Here is a 19,625-nt window from a genome sequence, read left to right on the forward strand (position 1 = left end):
GCAGGCTCGTCGGAAGCGGAGAACTGCTCATGGTCGAGGCTCCGGAAATCGGTCTGGGAACGGATCGGCTGGTGCACGAACGAGGCCGGGCGGTCGTCGTGGAGCAGGCTGAGGAGTTCGGGCCTCGCGTAGTGGCCGACCTCATTCGACGCCGATCCACATCCTGGCTGCTCCACAGACCTCATGAAACGGGTTCGCGAGCCGTCGTCGGGACGCTCCGGATCTCCGCGAGGGCCCTCACACCATCTCGAACGGGGAGAGCGATTCGGCGGCGTCCAGGCGTCCGCCACCGTCGTGGACGGGCCGTCCGCACTCGGCGCTCGACCAGGTTACGGGCGATGGCGGCAGGTCCGTCTCGAAGACGGCGCGCCCCGCCACGGCGTTGACGATGACGGCGCTTCGCCAGGCCATCAGGCTGAGCTGCGGCTCCGCGATGCCGTGGCTGATCAGGCCGCCATTGAGCACGAAGACGCGGTTCCGCGCCGGCCCGTCCCAGGCCGCGGCGAAGTCGGGACCGATCTGCGGCCGCCCGGTCGCGTCGAGCCTGAGACGGTCGCGCAGCGGGTCGAGGCAGGGCGGCAGCGCGAATCGGTAGCCGGTCGCCAAGATCACGATGTCGGCCTGGGCGACATCGATGCGCCCGTCGAAGCCGTTGCGCATCAGGAGGCGGTAGGATCCGCCCGCCCGCTCGACGTCCACGACCTCGCGATGCGGCATCAGGCGCGCCGCGACCGACGCGTCGGCGGCGTGCGGCCCGGTGAGATGCCGCACGGTGTAGAGGCGCTGGTAGAGGGCCTGCAGGGTCGCAGGGGAAATGCCGTCGCCCGCGAGCTTCTGGTGCGCCACCGTCGAGCGGCGGCGCGCCTCCGAGAGGGCCTGGAAGCGTTCGACATAGCCGGGCGTGAACAGCTCGTTGGTGAACGGCGTCGCATCGATCGGCTGAAAGTTCGGGCGACGGCTGATCCAGTCCACGGAGGCCGGCGCGTCCCGGCTTCGGTTCAGCAGGGTCAGGACGATCTCGGCGCCGCTCTGGCCGCCGCCGATCACCGCGACCCGCCGGCCGGCGGTGCGGTCGAGGCATGAGGCGGCCTGGGCGCTGTGGACGTGATCACGCGGGTCGAGCTTGCCCGCGAAGGCGGGCAGGTTCGGCTGCAGGCCGACGCCGACGGCGATGTTGCGCGCCCGGACCGTCCCGCCATCGCCGCGCAGGCGGAACCCGTCCGCCGCGAAGCGGACCTCGTGGATCGCCGTGCCGAAGCACAGGCTCGGGAGCCGGGCCGCGACCCAGGCGAGGTAGCGCGCGAATTCCTGCCGCGGCACCGCCCCGAAGTCGGCGTTGAGGAATTCATAGAAGCGCTTCTGCGCCACCAGATAGGCCAGGAAGCTCCAGGGGCTCGTCGGGTTCACCGCCGTGACGAGATCCTTGAGGAAGGAGGTCTGGAGCGCGACCTCCGGCAGCATCATGCCGGGGTGCCAGTCGAAGGCCGGGGCCCGGTCGAAGAACAGCGCGTCGATGTCCGCGACCGCGTCGAGCTGCGCCGCAAGGCTCAGGTTGAAGGGGCCGATTCCGATGCCGGCCAGATCGAGCGTGTGGTCCGTCATGATGCGAGAAGCCCTGCCTGGGAGCCTGTCCGGGAGGCGGACCCAGGTGTCGCCTGAGCCGCCGCGGCGATGTCTGCGCGGTGGAGGGGGTTGATCAGGTCGCCGCCGAGCCGCGGCACCGGCCGCAGGTTCGAGTCGCCGTAGCCCAGGGCGAGGCGGACGCGGTTGATGCAGACCCGCGGCACGGTCGGCGTGAACAGGTCGAACAGGCGGAACCGGTCGGCGAGTTCGGGATGGCCGGACTGGTAGCGGCGCAGGGCCCGCGCCAGCGCGCCGTAGAAGGCGATCTCCGGCACGCCCTGGTCGCGCAACAGCACGTCCGAGACGAAGCGCAGCAGGCTCGCGAAATGGCCGGTCTGGAGATGCTGCAGCAGATGGGCGGCGGGGCGGCGCAGGAGCGTCTCCCGCACGCCCGGCGGCAGGTCGCGGCTCTCCGGGAAATCCTGGTCGACGAGATCGGCATCGCCCTGGAAATCCTTGAGCGCCACGCCGCAGGGCACGCCGTCCCGCAGGATCAGGGTGACGTTCTGGCCGTGGGCGATGAAGCCGACGCCGTAGCGGCAGAGGAAGTGGTAGAGCGGCACCGCCACGTGGTCGAAGAGCCGCTCCAGCCACGCCTCCGCGGCGAGGCCCGAGCGGGCCACCAGGGTGCCGGCGAGGGGATGGCCCTGCGCGTCCGCCTTCAGAAGCGCACCCATCATCAGGGCGGAGGTGCCGGGTTCGAGCCGGCCCTCGACGCCGTCGCGCCAGATCACCCCCAGCATCTCGCGATACTGGTAGGGCGCGTCGGCGATCCGCTCGTAGAGGGGGTGCGGGTAGAAGGCGCCGGCCCGCTCCCGCAGGATCACGGTGCCGGCGAGCGCGGGATCGCGTGCGGCCGTGTCGGCGAGCCAGGCCGAGAAGGCCGGCCCGATCGCCATGTACTGGCCGGGCACGCCCCGCCACGCCGAGGTGTTGAGGATCGTCAGCGCGAGCTTCACGTCGAGGCGGCCGCCGGATTCCGCGCACGCCAGGGTGCGCAGGGATTGCAGGGGCCTGTAGGCCCGGCCGAAGGTTCCGAGCGGGACGAGGCGCCCGGCCGCGATCTCGCCCGCAAAATGGAGGGCGATCCGGTTCTGCCACTGCCAGGGATGGACCGGCAGCAGCAGGAACCGCGCCGGGTCGACGCCGCGGGCGCGACAGGTCGCCTCCAGGCGGGCCCGCTCGGGCTCGTCGAGGGCGTCGGCGAGGAGATCGTCCTCCGCAAGGCCGGGCTCGCGGTCGAAGCGGCAGGCGGCCCGGTCGGCCGCGACCCAGAACAGCCGGATTTCCGGCTGGAATTCCGGCGCATAGGCCTCGAAATCGGAAAGCCCCCAGCCGATCCGGCCCTTGCTCGCCGGTGCCTTGGGGTGACCGTCGAGATAGGCCTGCAGGATCCTGTCGCTCAGGGCCAGGAGCGCCGGCCCCGCCCTATCCCGGCCGATCGCCGCGATCCGGGCATCGGCCGTCAGGGTGCTCAGCAGCTCGGCGATGTAGGTGCAGAGCGTCGCGGGCGCGATCTCCAGCACCCGGCTCGCGTCGACCAGGAAGCCGGCGGCGTCGCCGGCCGGGTCCGCGCGATCGCCGGCGACGCGAACCAGGCTCGCGGGATCGATCGCGAGATTGCCCCAGATCCGGCGCTCGGCCCGGAAGCGGTAGGCGACCCCGTCGTCGAGGCGCAGCAGCCACTGCGTGGCCTCGCGATCCGTCGGCTTGGGCGCGAGCGCCTCCTCGAAGGCGAGTTCGGCGATGGTCTTGGCGATGAGCGCGCGGTTCAGGTCGAGCCACAGCAGCGCGGTCACCGGGCCGCCCCCCGGCAGCGGTCCGGCGCTCACTCCGGCGCTCACTCCGGCGCTCATAGGGGCACCGCGCGGAAGAAGCGCTCGCGCTCGCAACAGACGAGGGCCGCGCGCTTGTGGGGGAAGTCGAATTCCTTGAGCGTCTCGTAGGCCGCGTCCGCGCAGTAGCTCAGCATCTTGCGGTGCGAGGCCCGCGGCTCGCCCATGATCCGCCGGGTGCGGGGCTCGTCCAGGAACAGGTAGTGGGTCACGGCCTTGAACCAAGCCAGCGTCTTCGGCCGGCCGAGATGGGCGGCGTTGCCGATGAGACCGTGCCAGCCGCGGTCGAAATCCTCCGCGTCGTAGTGGGGGCCGAGCCGGTCCTCCTTGGCCCAGTAGAACTCGAAATAGCCGACCGGCACGTCGTCGAAGCTGCCGATCACCCCGAACAGGTGCGGGTCGGCCTCCTGGTCGGCGAGGTAGCCATCGAGCTCCGCCGCGCCCTGTGCCAACTCCCAGTAGTAGGAGACCCGGGGCTGATTCATCCAGCCATGGAACAACGCGAGGTCGCGACGCCGGTCGATGGAGCGGAACGACAGGGTCGTGCCGAGATGGGGCAGCCAGCGGCGGTACAGCATGCCGTTCGGTTGGGGCGGCCGCAGGGGCGGAAGGCGGTCCTGCGGCCCGACGCGCGACCGGATCAGCGGATAGGCGGCCCGCGTCCCCGGGCTCAGCCACAGCAGCGGGAGCTGGTAAAACTGCGCGCGCTCGATGAGCGCGTCGGGCGCGGCGCCCGCTTCCGAATGACTCTCGCCGGCTCGAGCGCTCTCCGCCGAGGTGGACGCCGGCTCGGCGCAAGAGAGCGCATCACAACAAAGCCCTGGAGTCGTTCCCGATTGCGGTGCGATCGGGAACGACTCCAGGGCGAGCAGCGCCGGGGCGCCCCCGAGACCGGCGACGCGCAGGCGCGGCACGTCCGGGCAGCGCTGGAACGCGGCCTCGACCAGGGCGGCCACGATCGCGGTCTCGCCGGGATGCCGGCCGTCCGGGTGCAGGATGTCGAGGATCGCCGTGTCGGCGCCGGCCGGCCTGCGCAGCTCCGCCTCGGCGACCGTCGCGGCGTTGCGCATCGCCCGGAGCCGGGCGGTGTGGGCGTCGCGGGGCAGGCTCTCCACCGTGAGACTCTCGCCGGCGACAGGCCAGTGCCGGCTCGTTCCCGTCCAGCCGTCGAGGGGGATGCCGACGAAGCTGTCGGCGCGGGCGCGCAGGGTCATGGGCGGACCTCCGCGGAGGCGACGGCGAGCGGATTGGGCAGGCCGGCATAGTGCGCCAGGGGATCGGTCACGTCCGTGTTCTCGTTGATGTTGCGGAAGCAGATCATGAAGTTGCCCTTGCTCCCGAGGGTGGGGGCGTCGAGCAGGAGGCGCAGGCAGGTCTTGTCGGGCAGATCCGTCCCGGCGAGCGCCTCGACGAAGCGGCGCAACCGCCCGATGAGCACGGCCTCCCGTGCCAGTCCCGCGATGGCGATCGCGCCGATCACCGCGAAGACGCTGTTGACGACGAGGTAATAGGCCATGATCCGCGCGGCCTCTCCGGCGGTGAAGCGGTGGCCGGATCCGAGGTCGAGCCCCGGCGCGGCCTCGGCGAGGACGGGCAGGAACTCGCGCACGAAGCCCGTGCCCTGGCAGTCGCGGAAGAAGGCCTCGGCCGGCCAGCCGTCGTCGAGGCCGAGGACGAGGTTCTGCTGGTGCGCACCGAACAGCAGGCCGAACGCGCATTGCATGCCGAGGAGCGGCCCGACCACGAGGTCGAGGAAGCTTCCGAACCAGCGCAGGGCCACGGTCTCGGCCCCCTGCGCGCCGCCGCCCTCCCGCTCGGCGATGCGCAGGATCGTGTCGGCGAGCGCGCTGCCCCGCCCGTCCGGATCAATCTCGCACAGGGCGGCCAGGACCGCCGCCGGGCGCTGCCCGGATCCGCGGAAGGGGTTGTCGCGCAGCGCGACGATCGTCTGCGGCAGCACCGCACCGTCGGCGCCGCGCAGGGCGAGGTAGCCCGGCTCGCCGAGGATGTGGAAGCGCGGCCAGCGCGCCGCGATCGCCGCCCCGATCGGCCCCTGCAGCAGCGCGTCGACCGCGAGGCCGCGCGCGCACTCGACCGGCTTGATCAGGCGCAGCGAGTTGGTGAGCCGGAGGCTCAGCGAATGCTTGAGCATGACGCGCGCGTGCGGCGCGTAGAGGCTGCGCAGGGAGGTCGTGGCGAACCACGGGCTGCCGCTGGAGCCGTGGTCGATCAGTTGCCCTGAGCGGAACAGGGTATCGACCGCGGGATCGAGGGTGAGCCGGGCCGCCTGCCAGGGATGCATCGGCAGGAGGACGCGGCCCTCCGCCGCCGCCGTGATCCGCCGGTCGAGGGCGGGATCCTCCGCGGCGAGGCCGGCGCTGAGATCCGCGGCGGTCTCGGCCCGCGAACTGCCCTGCACGACCGCGTCGGGCGCGGCCGACCACCAGCGCAGGGGAAAGCCCCGTCCGTATTCGGGCGCGAAGGTGCGCGCATCCTCGGACGTGAACCCGTCGCGGCTGCGCGGGGTCGGGTGCACCGCATGGCCGAAGCGCAGGGCCCGCTCGGCCTCCTGGAAGCTCGGGTCGGCATGCAGGCCGAGGCCGGGCGCGGGGGCGCGGGCGAGCGCGTCCTCGATGGCGGACAGGCTCTGGAAGACCCGGCCCAGGAAGGCTGGCGCGGCCCGCGCCGCCTCCAAGCCGACGATGGTCGGCTCATGGGCGACCGCCGCGGCGAATTCCGCGAAGGCAATGATCCGGGCGGGCACCCCGGCGCAGTGCTCCCGGAACGGGAGACGGAACACGTGCAGGCCGACCGAGGAGCGGTGAACGACCGCGATCTCCACCACGGAGCCGCGGCTCGGCAGCGGGATGCACAGCCGCCCAGCGCCGGGGCCGGCTTCCATCTCCGCCTCGGCGGCCGGGGCGAACGACCAGCCCGTCCACTCCCGCAGGAGGCTGTTCAGGAAGCCGCGCGCCGAGATCTCGCAAGCAACGTCGGCCAAACAGATGCCCGGATCGACCATACGTCCATCTCCATCCCGCGATTTTTGTCGATATATGAAGATAGATTGCGAAGCAATCCCGTTTGTACACTATGGAATTATTTCAAAACTACATAAGACGTTTTGCAATCATGCCGGCCGATGCGCTAAGACGGCGCCTCTCGACGAGGCGCCCATGGTCCCACACCCGATCGGCACGTCCGGACGCGCGGCGGCGCGGCTCTCCCTCGCGGCGGCTTCCGTGGGCTTCGGTCAGTCGGCCGTCCTAGCGCTGGTGCCGGTGATCGCCGCGCGTACCGGGCTCGACCCGGCCGCGATCGGGGGCGTCGCCCTGCTCGGATCGGTGGTGTTCCTCGTCTGCGCACCGGCCTGGGGGCATTGGGGCGGCGCATGGCGCCTGCGGCGCCTGTTCGGGGGCCTCACGGCGCTGATGGTGCTCGGCCACGGCCTGTTCGGCCTGGCTCTGGTGCTGCCGGGCCTGCCCGCGGCCGCGGCGCTGGGCCTGCTCGCCGCGTCGCGGATCGCCTACGGGGCGGGCGCGTCCGGGGTGATGCCCCATGCCCAGGCCGCGCTGGTGCGCGGCCTGCCGGCGGCGCTGCGCCCGGCGGCCCTCGGGCGGCTCGGCGCCGGCCTCTCGGTCGGCCGCATCCTCGGCTCGCTGGTGATGGCGGCCGGCCTGTTCGGGGCGGTCGCGCCGCTCCTCGCGCTGGCAGTGAGCCCGCTCCTGCTGCTCGCGGCGCCGAACCTCACCGGCGGGCCCCGGCCGGCGCGGGGCGGGGCGGGGCTGGCCTTCCTGCGCGCCGCGGCGCCGCTCCTGGCGATCGGCTTCGCGCTGACCGTCGGCCTCGGGCAGATCCAGATCGTGCTCGGCCTGTTCCTGCAGCGGCGCTTCGGTCTCGGCGCCGAGGCGGCCACCGGGCTCGCCGGGGTGATCTTCGCGCTGGTGGCGGTCGCGACGATCCTGACGCAGCTCCTCGTGGTGCCCCGTCTCGGCCGGGATCTCGGGCGCAACCTGTCCCTGGGGCTCGCCGGGTTCGCGGCCGGCTCCGGCCTGATCGCCCTGGCGCCGGCCCCGTGGCTCGCCGGGCTCGGCGCGGTCCTGGCGGGCGCCTGCCTCGCCGTCGCGACGCCGACCTACACCGCGGCCCTGGTGGCCCGGGTGCCGGAGGGCGCGCAGGCCGCAGCGGCGGGCTGGCTGGCGAGCGCGCACGTGCTGGGCCAGGGGATCGGCGCCCTGAGCGGCGGCGCGGCCTTCCGGATCGCCCCGACCCTGCCGCCCTGGCTCTGCGCGGCGCTCGGCCTCGCGCTGATCCCCGCGGCCCTGCGGCTCGGCAGGGGACCGAGCCATCAGGACGGCCCCCGGCCGGTGCCGAGCAGCCGCACGGTCGCCACCGTGGCGGCGCCCGAGAGCAGCGTGGCGAGCCCGAACAGGGCGCCGTAGCCCAGGAGGTCGGCGAGCTTGCCCGAGATCAGCGAGCCGACGAAGTAGACGATGAGCTGCGCGCAGGCGAGGATCGTGAAGTCGGTGCCGGGCTGGTCGGTCGAGGAAACCGCCATGAACAGGCTGTAGAGCGCCACGATCTCCATGTAGCGGATCAGCGTCTGGAACCCGGCCGCGCCGAAGAGCGGCCACAGGCCGACCACGGTGCCGAAGGCGTGCGCCGCGAACAGGGCGAAGCACAGGGTGCGCGCGGCCCCGAGCAGGCCGAGCGTGGCGGCGGTGCCATAGCGGCGCACCAGCAGCGCGGCGATGCCCGATCCGGCGAGCCCCGCCGTCGCCGCCGAGAGGCCCGACAGGTAGCCGATCCGGTCGAGCGGCACGCCGGCATCGACGAGGTAGGGCCCCTCCATCGCCTTCACGAGACCCTCGCTGACCCGGTAGGTCAGGGCGACCCACAGGATGGTCCGCACCTCCGGCCGCCGCAGGAAGGCGCCGATCGAGGGGCGCGGCGCGCTCCGGCCGGGCACGGGATCGCCCTCGCGCATGCAGAAGGCGGCGGCGAGCGGCGGCAAGCAGAAGGCGGCGGCGGTGAGCAGCATCACCGCCCAGCCGGCATGGTGGTAGAGGACGAGGCTCAGCGTCCCGCCCACCACCACGCCCAGGGCGACCGAGCCGCCCTGGATGGCGTTGCCGATGGCGCGGTCCTCGGGCCGCAGCCGCATCACCGCGTAGCCGTCGGTGGCGATGTCCTGCGTCGCGATCAGCAGCGCGGCGACGAAGCCGATTCCGATCAGGCCGGGCACGTCGGTGGGGCCGAGCGGCAGCATCGCCAGGATGCAGCCGATCACGCCGACCTGGGTGACGATCACCCAGCCCGCCCGGTGCGCCCGCGCGAAGGGCCGGACCCGGTCGACCACCGGTGCCCAGAGGAACTTCAGCACGAGCGGCAGGAACAGCAGGCTGAGGTAGCCGATCGCCGCCCGCGAGACGCCGGCCTCGCGCAGGATCGGCGGCAGCGCGGCCGCGATCAGGTAGGAGGGGATCGCCTGCGCCATGTAGAGCGCTGCCAGCACGGCGAAGAGCCGCAGCCGCTCGGACCGGGCGGCGCTCACGCGCGGAAGTCCTTCACCGTCGCCCGGGCGACCGCTTCGTCGGGCGCGATCCGGATCGGAAAGCGCCAGAGCCGGCGGAACACGTCCGCGCCCGCTTCGGTGAAGCCGGGCCGCACGAGGACGAGGCCGCGGCAGAGCCGGTCGAGGTCGGCGCGGGTGCGCTTGAACCACAGGTTCTGCGCGCGTTCCCCGGCCGGCGAGAGCTTGCCGATTCCGCCGAGCACCAGGATCAGCGCGAAGGGCCGGGCCTGCGCGCCGATCCGCTCCAGGGCGTCAAGATAGGCGTCCTCGTCGCCGGGTTGCGGCGGCCCGAGCCAGCGCAGGACGACGAGGCCGTCCGTCTCCTCCACGGCGACCATCGGCTCAGAACGTCTTGCGGTAGCCGACCGTGACGGTGCGCCCGAGCCCGTAGACGGTCAGGTTGCGCACCGAGGTCGCGGTGGGGTTCCAGTAAGCGGCGTCGAACAGGTTGTCGACGGAGGCGTAGAGCTCGCCGCCGGCCAGGGGCGCGCCGACGGAGGCGTTCACCGTGAAGGCGTCCTTGAGGCGGTAGCGGGTGCCCACGAGGTCGATGCGGGCGTCGCGGCCGCTGAAGCCCTCGCCCTCCAGGCGGAACGATACGCCGTTCTCGAACAGGTAGGTGCCCGAGACCGTGGCGCGGAAGGGCGCGCCGATGCGGTTGTTGGGCAGATAGCTGTCGAGGCGCCCGTCCCGGTTGGTGTCGTAGCGGCCCTCGCGGTAACCCAGCACGGTGCCGAGGCTGAGCTGCTCGGTCACCTGCGCGTTGCCGGTGAACTCGACGCCGTAGATCATCTCCTTCTGCTGGCTGAGCCGGCTGGTCAGCGGATCGAAGGTCGTGCCCTCGTCCGAGGTCGAGACGAAGCCGCCGAGGGAGCCGGAAAAAATCCCCACCCGGCCGCGGATGCCGAAATCGTAGGAGTTCACGATCTGCGCCTGCGGGGCGATGCTGGAATACGCGATGGTGGTGCCCGCCGGCAGGCAGAAGGGTCGCGCCACCGGGCAGGCATAGGCGAGCGACAGGCCGGCCCGCCGCGTGAAGGCGCCGATATCGGCGAGCGCGTAGCCCTGGCTGAAGCCGCCGTAGAGGTCGATGCCGGGCAGGAGGTTGAAGGTCGCGCCCGCGTTGAAGGTCGGGGCCGCGTAGGAGAAGCGCCCGCCCGTGACGGCGAGGGCCGGCAGCACGAAGGTGGAGTAGCCGAGGGCGTTGCGGGCGGCGGTCGCCGCGAAGGTGGTCGGCCGCGTGTAGCCCGCCACGTCGAGGTCGAAATGCTCGTAGCGCATGCCGGCGCGGAGCGTCAGCCGCTCGCCCAAGGGCAGCTGCAGCAGGGCGAAGCCGGCATAGCTGTTCTGCTGGAGCGGCGTGAACACGTCCGCGCCGTCGCGGGACCGCTGGCGCGTGGATTCCGCGATCACGTCGGTGCCCCAGGTCAGCTTCATCCCGGGGAGGAGGACGCTCAGGTCCGTGTCGAGGGTCAGGTTGATGCCGCCGCGCTCGGTCGCGAGGGCGGACTGGTTGGCGAGGCTCGTGGGCGCGGTGGGCCTCAACGAGTAGGTCACGAACGGGTTCGCCGGATAGGCGAATTCCGTATAGTTGAAGCGCTTGTTGATGTCGTTGAAGAATCCGAGCAGCGACAGCGACCCGAGCGGCGTGTCGCGGTCGGTGTAGCGCAGGTACAGCGATCGGGTGTCCTCGGCCACCGGCAGCCCGGGGTAGAGCCGCGCGTAGTTCGGGCGCGCGTAAGCGCCGGTGTAGTCCGTCAGGTAGCGCGGGTCCTGGTTGAGCAGGATCTGGGTGAGGCCGAACTCCACGCGCTTGGCGAGGTCGAGGTCGTAGCCGAGCCGCATGTTGATGTTGCCGAGCTGGAAGCGGTCGCCGCCGCCCTGGCCGAGCTGCCCGTCGGAGGGCATCTCCCGGCCCTTGCCGTCATAGGTGCGGCCGGCGAAGCGGCCCGATCCGGTGAAGGCGTAATCGACGCCGTCCGGCACCTTGCCGGTCACGCTGATCGACGTCTCCGGCGCGAGCCCGTGGACGGGATCGGCCGTGAAGGTCCGCAGGGCGGTGTTGACGGTGACGACCGGCTTCCCGTCGGTGGGGCGGCGGGTGATGAAGTTGACCGTGCCGCCGGTGGCGCCCGCGCTGTAGAGGCTGGAGGCGCCCGCCACCACCTCGATCCGCTCCACGCTGTTGAGGTCGATCAGGTTGAGGATGCGCGAGACGTCGCGCAGGGGCGTGTTCACCGGCACACCGTCGATCAGGACCAGGAGGTTGCGCCCGCGAAAACTCTCGGACGCGCTGGAGATCGTGCCGTTCGGCGCCGAGAAGCCCGGGACCAGCTTCGCCAGCACGGACGAGGGGCTCGACGTCAGGGCGAGCTGCTGGCGGATCTGCTCCCGGTCGACCACCTGGACGCTCTGCGGCACGTCCTCGGTCCGCCGCGGGGCGCGGGTGGCGGTCACCGAGATCTCGTCGAGGGCGACGGTCGGCCCGGCCGTCTGCGCGGAGGTCTGCGCCTCGGCCGGACCGGCCAGGATCGTCCCCGCACCGAGGATCGCCACGAGACCGACATACCGCATGACGCTGAGACCCACCCTTGTGCGCACCCGTCGAGGCGCTTCGTTGCTGCCTTGCCCTTTCCGCCCGTGTAAAACGAGCCGGAGATCAGCGCAGACCGCAGTTTGAAATTTGTCTAATGAGAGATTTTAGAGACGACCGACCGCAGTTCGGCAGTAGAACTCTCAAAATCCCTCGACATCATCTTGGGCCTCTAGCATGGTGACTGGCCGTCCGCTTGGACTCGGGCGAGCAAGAGTACGGACTGCTGCGCAGGATCCGGCTGCATTGGGCGTACGATGACGAAGCGGACGGATCCGGTCGGGGCTGCGGCCTTGCAGGCAGACGGCGCGGCCCCGATGGGCGTCCGCCAGGTCGAGCCAGTCGGCGGTGCGCTTCCGCAGACGATCGCGGGGCCAGGTGCACTTCCCTTCCGCGGGCGGACCGCGATCCGCCTGGAGCCCGATCTCGGCATCGCCTCGGTGTTCGGGCCGTCCCGGACCTGGCGTGACGATGCGCCGACCGACCGCCTCCTTTTGGTGCGGCCGGCGGTCGGGCGCCTCCAGGTGACGCAGGGCGGGCGGACGCTGGCCTGCTGTTCGCGCGACGCGTTGCTCGTCGCGGCGAGCCGAAGCGCCGTGTTCGCCGCGACGGCCGTCGAGCGGATCGACGTCCTGGCGATCGAGCGGTCCCGGCTCGCGGGGCCGCTCGCCGCCCTCGAAACCGGCTTCCTCCGGCGGATCGGGCGGGACCATCCGGGCCTGCAGACCCTGACCGCCTATGCCGCGGGGCTGCTGCGCGGGCTGATCCCGATTGCCACCTCCGGGCTGGCAGAGCTTGCCCGGGCGCACTTGGCCGAACTCCTCGCCTGCATCGTGCGCGAGCCCGACCTTCCGGCGAACGGGCCCGTCCCGAGCCGGCGCGATCAGCGGATCCAGGCGCTCAAGGCCGAGGTCGAGCAGCGCCTCGGCAGCCCGGACCTGAGCCTGGACACCGTGGCCCAGACCCAGCGGATCTCGAGCCGGCAGATCCAGGCGATGTTTCAGGCGGCGGGCGAGACCTTCTCGGGCTTCGTCCTCGCCCGCCGCCTCGACCGTGCGATGCAGCGCCTCACGGACGGCGGCGACGCGCGGCCGGTCAGCGCCATCGCGTTCGACGTCGGCTTCAGCGACCTATCGTACTTCAACCGGACTTTCCGTAGGCGCTTCGACCTCACCCCGTCGCAGGCTCGACAGTTGCTCCGCAGGACAGACCGGTTCTAGGCCGGCGGTGCGGGGCGAGTCGGGGCCGCGGACGGGTCAAGTGCCCCCGATTCCCGGCGGGTCATCGGCTGGAATGCTGGCGGCGGAGCCACCTGGTCTGCTTCATGCGGCGCTCGGTCGATGAGGGCTGCGAGGATTTCAGAGCGTTTAAAAGAACCATCGTTCGATGAAGCGGCAGACGATGTGGATGGAGGCGAAGGTCGAGAAGGCAAGGTGGATGTCAGCCCGTCGCTCGTAGCGGACGGCGAGGGCGGAACTGGGCGAACTAAGCCAGGGTCCCCTCATCCTGAGCTTGTCGCAGGATCGACAACCCACCGATGGCGTCCCAGCCGTTGGCTGCTCTCGATCCCGCGCCGGGCGATGCGGTGCTGGATGCGACGGCGGGGGAACGCCTGACGACAGCGGCGGTGATCGTGGGCCTTGTCGGCATGCAGCCGCGCGGGTCGCTTGCGCGGTCGTCCCCAGCCCTGACGGAATGGCGGGACAGCATTCACGACCGCTTCCAGCACCTGGCCGTCATGTACGTTGGCGCCCGTCAGCTTGAGCGCGAGGGGATGCTCATCGCGTCGGTGAGGTCGTGACGCTTCGTGCTTGGCTTGCCGCGATCGGCTGGGTTTGGTCCCGTCGCCGGGCGGCCTTTTTTGTGCCGATGGAAGCGCTGTCGCGGGAGCCCGGCTGAAGTCGATACCGTTCTGATGCCCGAGCCGGTCGAGCAGCGCCTGCTGACGGCGGTCCCACACCCAGGCGCCTTCTGCCCAGTCCCGCAGGCGCCGCCAGCAGGCCATACCCGAGCCGCAGCCCATCTCTCGGGGCAGCAGTTCCCGAGGCGCGCCTAAGCGCAGCACGAACAGGACCCCCGTCAGCGCCCCGCGGTCGCACAATCGAGGACGACCGCCTTTCGGCTGGCCGGTTCAAGCCGCGGCAACGGTGCAATCTCATCCCAAAGGCCATCGAGGAGGAGCAGTCTCGCCATCGCCTCTCAACGGGCCACAGCCGGTTTTGTAAGACGCTCTCAACCGACAAACATCGTACTCAGAGGCCGACATACCCGCTGCACACCCGAGATCCGCGGTTAGCGATAGCAAGGATCTAGCAGGGCGTGCGCCGACAAACTTCAGTTACCGGCACAACCGGCCACGCCTGTCGGCCAGGCCGGAGAGCCGGGCCGACAGAGGGGGTTACGACGACGCGTGCCCCGCTGAACCACCCTCCCCCCGGCACCGCTCCTCGCAGGCCGGGCGCTCGCGAATGCGGATCTTCGCCTGTCATCTCGGGAGGCGGAGCGGAACCCGGACAACGCCGGCCGATCGAGGCCATCCTCGACCTGCGCCCCGGAACGGCGAGACCGCTCGTCCCACTCCCGGCAGGTCGCCGGTCCCGGGAAGCTTCCGCCCCACCGCGCCCTTGCCGGATCGGCAAGGGCCATCCGCGCCGGCGTGACCCCGCACGGCGGAGCCGCGGCGAATTTCGTTGTCGATCCGTCTCACGGGCGACCGTCGCCCCACCGCGTTACAGCACATTATAACCTACAATCGTTCTAAAATAACAGATGACCTCGTTGTTCGCTTGTATTACACAAATACTTTGGGGTGTTATTCATTCTTATATTGTATTTACATTTTTGTACCGGTAATTCGCGTACACTGCATTGACGCGCACTTAATTCATGGGCTTACTGCGCGATAATTCCAGCAGGCCGCTGAAAACTCGGCGGGGGCCCGATGCAGAAAATTCCGCTCGATGTTTCCGCATGCGCGGATGTCGGCCTCGGAGATGGCGAAGTCTGTAGCCGACGTTGCGAACGGCGCGCCCGCCGGGGCGTGAGCCAGCGGATGGCCGGGGACGCTTCGAGCCGCACCGCGAAACAGGATCTCGTCTTTCGGAAGACGAGGCGCCCGACCGGCTCGACCCACATCGAGCGGCGTCAAGCATCCAGCTGTTCCGGCCGGGACGAATGCGAAGATCGTCGCCATACCAAAGCGCGAGTTCATCATTCGATCATGATCTTCTAACTTTTATGACATATCCATCATTCGTTCACGCGCGATGGATCATCATAGCATCGAAGCGATCGATGTTTTTGAAGTCCCGAAGACTTGAAGGCCGGAGATGAACCTTTCAACGATTGTCGACGTCAAGCGGCCGACCTCCCTCGACGAGGTCCAGGGCTGGCATGACGGGTATTCGTGGCTGGCCGGCGGCACCTGGCTGTTCTCCGAGCCGCAGGTGGCGGTCGATACGCTGATCGATCTCGACCGGCTGGGCTGGGCGCCGCTGACGGTGACCGAGGCCGGGCTCGAGATCGCCGCGACCTGCCGGATCGTCGAGTTGCACGATTTCGCCGGGCCGGCGGAATGGCACGCGGTGCCGCTGTTCCGGCACTGCATCGATTCGTTCCTGATGTCGTTCAAGATCTGGAACGCCGCCACCATCGGCGGCAATGTCTGCATGTCGCTGCCCGCCGGCGCGATGATCTCGCTGACGGCGGCGCTCGAGGGGGTCTGCACCCTGTGGCCGCGGGACGGTGCGCCGCGTACCATCCCGGTCGCCGACTTCGTCACCGGCAACCACGCCAACGTTCTGGGGCCGGGCGAATTGCTGCGCAGCATCCACCTGCCTGCCGCGGCGCTCACGAAGCGAACGGCGATGCGGCAGGTCTCGCTGACCAAGCACGGGCGCTCGGCCGCCCTGATCATCGGCACGCTGGGCCAGGACGGCACGGACTTCCTGCTGACGGTGACGGCGGCGACGCCCCGGCCGGTGCAGATCCGCTTCCCCGCCTGCCCGTCCGCCGAGGAGCTGGCCCGCGCCCTCGACGCACGCCTGCCGCCCGACGCCTACTTCGCCGACGTCCACGGCTCGGCCCCCTACAAGCGCCACGTCACGCAGTACCTGGCCGAACAGATCCGTACGGAGCTCGCGTGACCCAGTATTCGATCAACGGCCGCGCCTACGCCGCCGAGCCCGCCCCCGGCCAGTGCCTGCGCACCTTCCTGCGCGACCTCGACGTGTTCGGGGTCAAGAAGGGCTGCGACGCCGGCGATTGCGGCGCCTGCACCGTCCATATCGACGGCAAGCCGTTCCATTCCTGCCTGGTCCCGGCCTTCCGGGCCGAGGGCCGTGAGGTCACCACCATCGAGGGCCTGGCCGCCGCCGACGGCGCGCAGCATCCGATGCAGCAGGCGTTCCACGACGCGCAGGCGTTCCAGTGCGGGTTCTGCACCGCCGGCATGATCATGACCGCGGTGACGCTGACCGACGCGCAGAAGGAGGATCTGCCCCACGCCCTCAAGGGCAACCTCTGCCGCTGCACCGGCTACCGCTCGATCAACGATGCGCTGCATGGCCGCTGCAACATCGAGGCGGACTTGGCCGGCAAGGCGCTGGGTGCCAGCCTGCCCAATCCGTTCACCGATTCCATCCTCACCGGCAGCGCCCGCTACACGATGGACGTCGCGGTGGCGGACCTGCTGCACCTGAAGGTGCTGCGCTCGCCCCACGCCCATGCCCGGATCGTGGTGATCGACGACCAAGCCGCCCGGGCGGTGCCGGGAGTGGTCGCGGTCTATACGTGGCAGGACGTGCCCAAGCGCCGGTTCAGCTCGGCGCTCCACGAGGACCACCTCGTCGATCCCGACGACATCCTGCTGCTCGACAATGTCGCGCGCTTCGCCGGCCAGCGGGTCGCGGCCGTGATCGCCGAGACCGAGGCGGCGGCCGAGGCCGGCTGCCGGGCCCTCAAAGTGACCTACGAGGTCCTGCCGGCAGTGTTCGATCCCGTCGCCGCCATGCAGCCTGGGGCGCCGATCCTGCACGACAAGGAGCACGTCACCGGCGACAGCAACATCTTCTGCACGCTCCAGGGCGAGATCGGCGACGTGGAGGCGGGCTTCAGGCAAGCCGACGTGATCCACGAGGAGACCTACTCGACCACCCGGGTCCAGCACACGCACCTGGAGACGCACGGCTCGATCGCCTGGCAGGGCGAGGACCAGCGCTGGCACGTCCGCACCAGTTCGCAGGCGCCGTTCGCGGTCCGGCAGAAGCTCGCCTACGTCATGGGCGTCCCGCACCGGGACATCCACGTCTTCACCGAGCGGGTCGGCGGCGGCTTCGGCGGCAAGCAGGAGATGGTCTCGGAAGATCTCGTCCTGTTCGCCACGATGAAGCTCGGGCGCCCGGTGAAATGGGAATGGACCCGGGAGGAGGAGTTCATCGGCGCCACGACGCGCCACCCGATGACCACCCGGGTCAAGATCGGCGCCCGCCGCGACGGCACGCTGACGGCGCTCGACGTGGAAGTGGTGTCCAACACCGGGGCCTATGGCGGCCACGGCGGCGAAACCCTGGGGGCCGCGATGGCCAGCCCGATCGCGGCGTATCGCTGCCTCAACAAGAAGGGCATCGGCCACGCCGTCTACACCAACATGGTGCCGGCCGGGGGCTTCCGCGGCTACGGCGCTTCGCAGACCACCTTCGCGATCGAATGCGCGATCGACGCCCTGGCTCGCCAGCTCGGCATCGATCCGTTCGCGATGCGGCGTTTGAACGTCGTGCAGCCCGGCGACAACATCGAGTCGATCTGGAAGGAGCCGAGCGACGCCAGCTTCGGCAGCTACGGCGTCAGTGAGTGCCTCGACATCGTCGAGCGCGAGCTCGAGAAGGGCAACGGCGTCGCCAAGCCCGAGGGCGCGGACTGGGCCGAGGGCACCGGCGTGGCGCTCGCCATGCTGGAATGCGGACCGCCGACCGAGCATCGCTCGGGCGCCGCGATGCACCTGCGCCCGGACGGGACCTACCACCTCGCCTGCGGCTCGACCGAGATGGGCAACGGCATCACCACGGCGCACAAGCAGATCGCGGCTTCGATCCTGGGCGCGCGCGCCGAGGATGTCGCAATCATCAACGCCGACACCGACCGCACCCCCTACGACACCGGCACCTTCGCCAGCACCGGCACCGTGGTCGGCGGCAAGGCGGTGCACCTGGCCGCCGAGGCCATGGCCGAGGACATCCTGGCCTTCGCCAGCCGCCATACCGGGATTCCCGTGGAGCAGTGCCGGCTCGACACCGATGGCGGCGTGCTCTGCGGCAACCGGCGCCTGACCCTCGCCGAGCTCCACGCCGAGGGCACCAAGGTCGACCATCGCTTCATGGTCAGCCGGAAGTCCTATCTGTCGCCGCGCACCATCGCGTTCAACGTGCAGGGCGTGCGCCTCGCGGTCCACCGGGTCACCGGCGAGATCCGGGTGCTGCACAGCGTCCACGCCGCCGATATCGGCAAGCCGATCAACCCGATGCAGTGCCGCGGCCAGCTCGATGGCGCGGTCGGCATGGGCTACGGCTGGGCCCTGGTCGAGACCATGGTGCATGACGGCGACGGCCGCATGGTCAACCCGCAGCTGCGCAACTGCCGGATCCCGACCTTCGCGGACACGCCCCACACCGACATCTTCTTCGCCGACACGGTCGATCGGATCGGGCCGCTCGGAGCCAAGTCGCAGGGCGAGTGCGGCATCAACCCCGTGGCCCCGGCCGTCTCGAACGCGCTGGCCGACGCAACCGGCGTGCGCTTCGCCCACCTGCCGTTCACCCCGGACCGCCTGTTCGAAAAGCTCGCCGCTTCATGAGCGCGCCCGCGGCAAGCGTCAGCATCGTCACCCAGACCACCGTCCGGCCCGAGAGCGCCGACGCCTTCGCCCGCTGGCAGGGTGATACCAGCGCCGTGGTGGCGACCTTTCCGGGTTTCATCGAGCAGCGGCTGATGCCGCCGCACCCGCCGCTGCAGGTCGATTGGGTGATCCTGCAGCGCTTCGACAGCCTGGACCATGCCCGGCATTGGCTGGGCTCGCCGGAGCGTCAATCCCGGATCGAGGGCGCCGCCCCGATGCTGGTCGGCCGCGACGACGTCCACATCGTCACCGACGCGGCCAGCGCCGCCCGCACCGCCCCGGTCTCGGCGGTGATCAGCACCCGGGTGAAGCCCGGGCTGGAGGCCGAATACCTCCGCTGGGAGCAGAAGGTCGCGGCCGCCCAGTCGAAGGCGCCGGGGCTGCAGGGCTACCGGTTCGAGCCGGCCGTGCCCGGCGTGCAGGAGGACTTCGTCGCGATCCTGCGTTTCGACAGCGATGCCAACCTGCAGGCGTGGCTCGATTCCCCCGAGCGCCACGCGCTGATCGAGGAGGCGGCGCCGCTGACCGCGGAATTCCACACCCGGACGGTGCAGAGCGGCTTCGAGCAGTGGTTCCGGGACGCGACCCCGGAGGGCGCGCCGCCGCCCCCGGCCTGGAAGATGAACATGATCGTCCTCCTGATGCTCTACCCGACGGTGTTCCTCTGGGGCCTGCTGATCGGCACGCCGCTGCTGTCGCGGACGCTGAACCTGGATTTCCCGGTGGCCCTGTTCATCGGCAACGTCGTCAGCGTGCTGATCACGTCGCGCCTGGTGCCGTGGGCCGCCGAAAGGATGCGCTGGTGGCTGGTACCCGCGAAGGACCGCAAGGCAGCGGTCGATCTCCAGGGCGCCGGGTTGCTGGCGGCGATCTATGCGGGCCTGATCCTGGTCTTCTGGAAAGTGCTGTGAGCGGCGCCGGCGCGGTAGGCGCCCTTCTTCCCCTCCCCTCCGTCGGCGACCGGATGCGCACATCGTCGACGGACGAGAGCGACGGCTCGACTCAAGCGCGCCTCCCTCCCCCCTCTGCGGGGGAGGGTACCCTGCGCAGCAGGGGGGGAGAGGGGCAGCGCGACGTCTCAGGATGTATCGGGCGGCGCGACTTTTC

12 protein-coding genes and 2 pseudogenes are annotated in these 19,625 nt (G+C 70.7%); 5 read left to right on the top strand and 9 right to left on the bottom strand.

Going from position 1 to position 19,625, the window contains the following annotated elements:
- From MKL11_RS17500 to MKL11_RS17520, 5 genes and pseudogenes are all read right to left on the bottom strand, one after another.
- Positions 1–146: pseudogene (locus MKL11_RS17500) on the bottom strand (aliphatic nitrilase); the annotation flags it as partial.
- A 91-nt stretch (positions 147–237) separates the two neighbouring features.
- Positions 238–1,602: a lysine N(6)-hydroxylase/L-ornithine N(5)-oxygenase family protein gene (locus MKL11_RS17505; protein ID WP_243945594.1), complete on the bottom strand. Its 1,365-nt coding sequence runs from the start codon at positions 1,600–1,602 to the stop codon at positions 238–240.
- Positions 1,599–3,455, bottom strand: coding sequence for an IucA/IucC family protein (locus MKL11_RS17510; RefSeq protein ID WP_243945597.1), 1,857 nt, complete (start codon positions 3,453–3,455; stop codon positions 1,599–1,601). The genes MKL11_RS17505 and MKL11_RS17510 overlap by 4 nt, the downstream gene beginning before the upstream one ends.
- A 20-nt stretch (positions 3,456–3,475) precedes the next feature.
- On the bottom strand, positions 3,476–4,672 hold the full coding sequence (locus MKL11_RS17515; RefSeq protein ID WP_243945599.1) for a GNAT family N-acetyltransferase: 1,197 nt from the start codon (positions 4,670–4,672) through the stop codon (positions 3,476–3,478).
- Positions 4,669–6,459, bottom strand: a complete 1,791-nt coding sequence (locus MKL11_RS17520) for an IucA/IucC family protein (protein ID WP_243945601.1) — start codon at positions 6,457–6,459, stop codon at positions 4,669–4,671. The genes MKL11_RS17515 and MKL11_RS17520 overlap by 4 nt, the downstream gene beginning before the upstream one ends.
- Positions 6,460–6,634: 175 nt before the next feature.
- On the opposite strand from MKL11_RS17520, the gene MKL11_RS17525 reads away from it, so the two are divergent.
- Positions 6,635–7,900 carry an MFS transporter gene (locus MKL11_RS17525; protein WP_243945603.1) on the top strand — a complete coding sequence of 422 codons (1,266 nt, stop codon included), beginning with the start codon at positions 6,635–6,637 and terminating at the stop codon, positions 7,898–7,900.
- Here MKL11_RS17525 and MKL11_RS17530 read toward each other — a convergent pair.
- Genes MKL11_RS17530 through MKL11_RS17540 form a run of 3 tightly spaced genes read right to left on the bottom strand, consistent with a single transcriptional unit; the run spans position 7,807 to position 11,622 of the window.
- On the bottom strand, positions 7,807–9,012 hold the full coding sequence (locus MKL11_RS17530; protein WP_243945605.1) for an MFS transporter: 1,206 nt from the start codon (positions 9,010–9,012) through the stop codon (positions 7,807–7,809). The two genes, MKL11_RS17525 and MKL11_RS17530, sit on opposite strands and share 94 nt — an antisense overlap.
- Positions 9,009–9,371, bottom strand: a complete 363-nt coding sequence (locus tag MKL11_RS17535; RefSeq protein WP_243945608.1) for a hypothetical protein — start codon at positions 9,369–9,371, stop codon at positions 9,009–9,011. Before MKL11_RS17535 ends, MKL11_RS17530 begins: the two co-directional genes overlap by 4 nt.
- 4 nt (positions 9,372–9,375) lie before the next feature.
- Entirely contained in the window at positions 9,376–11,622 is a 2,247-nt protein-coding gene (locus tag MKL11_RS17540) for a TonB-dependent receptor domain-containing protein (protein WP_313900760.1), read from the bottom strand.
- 261 nt (positions 11,623–11,883) lie between these two features.
- Between MKL11_RS17540 and MKL11_RS17545 the strand changes: the two genes are divergently transcribed.
- Positions 11,884–12,846 carry an AraC family transcriptional regulator gene (locus tag MKL11_RS17545; protein ID WP_243945610.1) on the top strand — a complete coding sequence of 321 codons (963 nt, stop codon included), beginning with the start codon at positions 11,884–11,886 and terminating at the stop codon, positions 12,844–12,846.
- A gap of 147 nt (positions 12,847–12,993) precedes the next feature.
- Here MKL11_RS17545 and MKL11_RS17550 read toward each other — a convergent pair.
- Positions 12,994–13,819: pseudogene (locus MKL11_RS17550) on the bottom strand (IS5 family transposase).
- Between the two features lie 1,136 nt (positions 13,820–14,955).
- Here MKL11_RS17550 and MKL11_RS17555 point away from each other — a divergent pair.
- Genes MKL11_RS17555 through MKL11_RS17565 form a run of 3 tightly spaced genes read left to right on the top strand, consistent with a single transcriptional unit; the run spans position 14,956 to position 19,429 of the window.
- Positions 14,956–15,771, top strand: coding sequence for an FAD binding domain-containing protein (locus MKL11_RS17555; RefSeq protein ID WP_243945612.1), 816 nt, complete (start codon positions 14,956–14,958; stop codon positions 15,769–15,771).
- The gene (locus MKL11_RS17560) at positions 15,768–18,476 is read left to right on the top strand and encodes a molybdopterin-dependent oxidoreductase (RefSeq protein ID WP_243945614.1); all 2,709 of its coding nucleotides are present in this window, start codon (positions 15,768–15,770) and stop codon (positions 18,474–18,476) included. Before MKL11_RS17555 ends, MKL11_RS17560 begins: the two co-directional genes overlap by 4 nt.
- Complete coding sequence (locus MKL11_RS17565) at positions 18,473–19,429, top strand: antibiotic biosynthesis monooxygenase (RefSeq protein WP_243945615.1); 957 nt, start codon at positions 18,473–18,475, stop codon at positions 19,427–19,429. The genes MKL11_RS17560 and MKL11_RS17565 overlap by 4 nt, the downstream gene beginning before the upstream one ends.
- Positions 19,430–19,625 lie beyond the last annotated feature (196 nt).

The sequence above is a fragment of the Methylobacterium sp. J-077 genome (assembly GCF_022829365.1).
Classification (GTDB): Bacteria; Pseudomonadota; Alphaproteobacteria; order Rhizobiales; family Beijerinckiaceae; genus Methylobacterium.